The organism is Burkholderia paludis, assembly GCF_000732615.1.
In the GTDB taxonomy this organism is placed as follows: Bacteria; Pseudomonadota; Gammaproteobacteria; order Burkholderiales; family Burkholderiaceae; genus Burkholderia; species Burkholderia paludis.
The window spans coordinates 1-4,183 of sequence record NZ_JPGL01000147.1 but is presented as its reverse complement, the minus strand read 5'-3'; the positions used below and the strand labels follow the sequence as shown (position 1 = coordinate 4,183).

Genomic DNA, 4,183 nt, shown 5'->3' with positions numbered 1-4,183 from the left:
CAGCTCGACCCGGTGTATGTCGACCTCACGCAGTCGAGCCTCGAAGGGCTGAAGCTGCGTCAGGACGTGCAGAGCGGGCGCCTGAAGACGACCGGCCCGGGCGCGGCGAAGGTGTCGCTGATCCTGGAGGACGGCAAGACCTATTCGGAGCAGGGCAAGCTGCAGTTCTCGGACGTGACGGTTGACCAGACCACCGGCTCGGTGACGATCCGCGCGGTGTTCCCGAACCCGGGCAAGGTGCTGCTGCCGGGGATGTTCGTGCGTGCACGGATCGAGGAAGGCGTGAACGAGAACGCGTTCCTGGTGCCGCAGATCGGCGTCACGCATGACCAGAAGGGGCAGGCTGTCGCCCTGGTCGTGAACGCGAGCAACAAGGTCGAACCGCGTCCGTTGAAGACGGTTGGCATGCAGGGCCAGAACTGGGTCGTCGAAGGCGGTCTGGAAGCGGGCGATCACGTGATCGTGCAGGGCGTCGACAAGGTGCGCCCGGGCGCGACCGTGAAGACGGTGCCCGCGCAGCTCGCCCCGGCGGACGATGCCGCATCGGGCGCCGCTGCCGCCTCCGCCGCGCCGGCCGCTGCCGGTTCCGGCGCCGCCGCTGCAACCGGTGCCGCCGCATCGGGCGCCGCGCCGGCGAGTGCCGCCGCTGCTTCGAGCGCGCAATAACAGGGAGCCTGTTTCATGGCAAAGTTTTTTATCGATCGCCCGATCTTCGCGTGGGTGATCGCCATCATCCTGATGCTGGCCGGGGTTGCGGCGATCTTCACGCTGCCGATCTCGCAGTATCCGACGATCGCGCCGCCATCGATCCAGATCACCGCGAACTACCCGGGCGCTTCCGCGAAGACGGTGGAAGACACGGTGACGCAGGTGATCGAGCAGCAGATGAGCGGTCTCGACAACTTCCTGTACATGTCGTCGACCAGTGACGACTCGGGCAACGCGACGATCACGCTGACCTTCGCGCCGGGCACCAACGCCGACATCGCGCAGGTCCAGGTGCAGAACAAGCTGTCGCTCGCGACGCCGGTTTTGCCGCAGGTCGTGCAGCAGTTGGGCCTGTCGGTGACGAAGTCGAGCAGCAGCTTCCTGCTGGTGCTCGCCTTCAACTCCGAAGACGGCAGCATGAACAAGTACGACCTCGCGAACTTCGTGGCGTCGCACGTGAAGGATCCGATCAGCCGCCTGAACGGCGTCGGTACCGTCACGCTGTTCGGCTCGCAGTATGCGATGCGGATCTGGCTCGACCCGAACCGCCTGACGAACTACGGCCTCACGCCGGTCGACGTGTCGACCGCGATCACGCAGCAGAACGTGCAGATCGCGGGCGGCCAGATCGGCGGCACGCCGGCCACGCCGGGCACCGTGCTGCAGGCGACGATCACCGAATCGACGCTGCTGCAGACGCCCGAGCAGTTCGGCAACATCCTGCTGAAGGTCAACCAGGACGGCTCGCAGGTTCGCCTGAAGGACGTCGCGAAGATCGGCCTCGGCGGCGAAAACTACAACTTCGACACGAAGTACAACGGTCAGCCGACCGCGGCGCTCGGTATCCAGCTCGCGACCAACGCGAACGCGCTGGCGACCGCGAAGGCCGTACGCGCGAAGATCGACGAGCTCGCTCCGTTCTTCCCGCATGGCCTTGTCGTGAAGTATCCGTATGACACGACGCCGTTCGTGAAGCTGTCGATCGAGGAAGTGGTCAAGACGCTGCTCGAAGGTATCGTGCTCGTGTTCCTCGTGATGTATCTGTTCCTGCAGAACCTGCGGGCGACGATCATCCCGACGATCGCGGTGCCGGTGGTGCTGCTCGGCACGTTCGCGATCATGTCGCTGGTGGGCTTCTCGATCAACACGCTGTCGATGTTCGGCCTCGTGCTCGCGATCGGGCTGCTGGTGGACGATGCGATCGTGGTGGTCGAGAACGTCGAGCGCGTGATGGCGGAAGAGGGGCTGTCGCCGAAGGAGGCCACCCGCAAGGCGATGGGCCAGATTACCGGCGCACTCGTCGGCGTGGCGCTCGTGCTGTCGGCGGTGTTCGTGCCGGTGGCGTTCTCCGGCGGCTCGGTCGGCGCGATCTATCGTCAGTTCTCGCTGACGATCGTGTCGGCGATGGTGCTGTCGGTGCTGGTCGCGTTGATCCTGACGCCGGCGCTGTGCGCGACGATCCTGAAGCCGATCCCGCAAGGGCATCACGAAGAGAAGAAGGGCTTCTTCGGCTGGTTCAACCGCACGTTCAACAACAGCCGCGACAAGTACCACGTCGGCGTGCACCACGTGATCAAGCGCTCGGGTCGCTGGATGATCATCTATCTGGTCGTGATCGTCGCGGTCGGCCTGCTGTTCGTGCGCCTGCCGAAGTCGTTCCTGCCCGACGAGGATCAGGGCCTGATGTTCGTGATCGTGCAGACGCCGTCGGGTTCGACGCAGGAAACGACCGCGAAGACGCTCGCGAACATTTCCGACTACCTGCTGAACGACGAGAAGGAGATCGTCGAATCGGCGTTCACGGTCAACGGCTTCAGCTTCGCGGGCCGCGGCCAGAACTCCGGTCTCGTGTTCGTGCGCCTGAAGGACTACTCGCAGCGTCAGCATGCGAACCAGAAGGTGCAGGCGCTGATCGGCCGGATGTTCGGGCGCTACGCGGGCTACAAGGATGCCCTCGTGATCCCGTTCAACCCGCCGTCGATTCCGGAACTCGGTACGGCAGCCGGCTTCGACTTCGAGCTGACGGACAACGCCGGTCTCGGCCACGATGCGCTGATGGCCGCGCGCAACCAGTTGCTCGGCATGGCCTCGAAGGATCCGACGCTGCAGGGTGTGCGTCCGAACGGCCTGAACGACACGCCGCAGTACAAGGTCGACATCGACCGCGAGAAGGCGAATGCACTGGGCGTCACGGCTACCGCGATCGACCAGACGTTCTCGATCGCGTGGGCGTCGCAGTACGTGAACAACTTCCTGGACGTCGACGGCCGGATCAAGAAGGTCTATGTGCAGGCCGACGCGCCGTTCCGGATGACGCCGGAAGACATGAACATCTGGTACGTGCGCAACGGGTCGGGCGGGATGGTGCCGTTCAGCGCGTTCGCGACCGGTCACTGGACGTACGGTTCGCCGAAGCTCGAACGCTACAACGGTGTGTCGGCCATGGAAATCCAGGGTCAGGCCGCACCGGGCAAGTCGACGGGCCAAGCGATGGCTGCGATGGAATCGCTCGCGAAGAAGCTGCCGGTCGGTATCGGCTATTCGTGGACGGGCCTGTCGTTCCAGGAAATCCAGTCCGGTTCGCAGGCGCCGATCCTGTATGCGATCTCGATCCTCGTCGTGTTCCTGTGTCTCGCGGCGCTGTATGAGAGCTGGTCGATTCCGTTCTCGGTGATCATGGTCGTGCCGCTCGGCGTGATCGGTGCACTGCTCGCGGCGACGATGCGCGGCCTCGAGAACGACGTGTTCTTCCAGGTCGGCCTGCTGACCACCGTGGGCCTGTCCGCGAAGAACGCGATCCTGATCGTGGAATTCGCGCGCGAACTCCAGGTGACGGAGAAGATGGGGCCGATCGAGGCCGCGCTGGAAGCGGCGCGCCTGCGGCTGCGTCCGATCCTGATGACGTCGCTCGCGTTCATTCTCGGCGTGTTGCCGCTCGCGATCAGCAACGGCGCGGGTTCGGCCAGCCAGCACGCGATCGGTACGGGCGTGATCGGCGGGATGATCACGGCGACGTTCCTCGCGATCTTCATGATCCCGATGTTCTTCGTGAAGGTGCGGGCCGTGTTCAGCGGCGAGCGGGAAGATGCCGACGAGGCGCTGCGCCTGGCTCAGGAACACTCGCACCACGAAGAGAAACCGGGCAACGGCGACCAAGGCAACAAGGGACAGTGATGATGCAAAAACACGCTTTGACTGCAATCGCGGTCGCGCTCCTTGCCACAGGCTGCACGATGGCGCCGCACTACAAGCGGCCTGACGCGCCTGTCGCGCAGGCGTACCCGGCCGGCGGCGTCTATGCGACGCAACCGGGTGCGGCCGGCGCGCGCAGCGCGAACGGCGAGGCGGCAACCGCCATCGGCTGGCGCGAATTCTTCGTCGATCCGCGCCTGCAGCGGCTGATCGAGATCGCGCTGAAGAACAACCGCGACCTGCGCGTGTCGGTGCTGAACATCGAGGCGGCGCGCGCGCAGTA

The 4,183-nt window shown here is 65.0% G+C and carries 2 protein-coding genes and 1 pseudogene; all 3 read left to right on the top strand.

Going from position 1 to position 4,183, the window contains the following annotated elements; all coding sequences use genetic code 11:
* Window positions 1-666, top strand: a 666-nt coding sequence (locus tag GQ56_RS0138875; RefSeq protein ID WP_043301815.1) for an efflux RND transporter periplasmic adaptor subunit, incomplete at its 5' end; no start/stop codon positions are given.
* Between the two features lie 15 nt (window positions 667-681).
* A complete protein-coding gene (bpeB, locus tag GQ56_RS0138870; RefSeq protein WP_031403755.1) occupies window positions 682-3,882 on the top strand; it encodes an efflux RND transporter permease BpeB in 3,201 nt (1,066 codons plus the stop codon).
* Window positions 3,882-4,183: pseudogene (locus tag GQ56_RS39900) on the top strand (multidrug transporter); the annotation flags it as partial. The gene bpeB and the pseudogene GQ56_RS39900, both read left to right, overlap by 1 nt.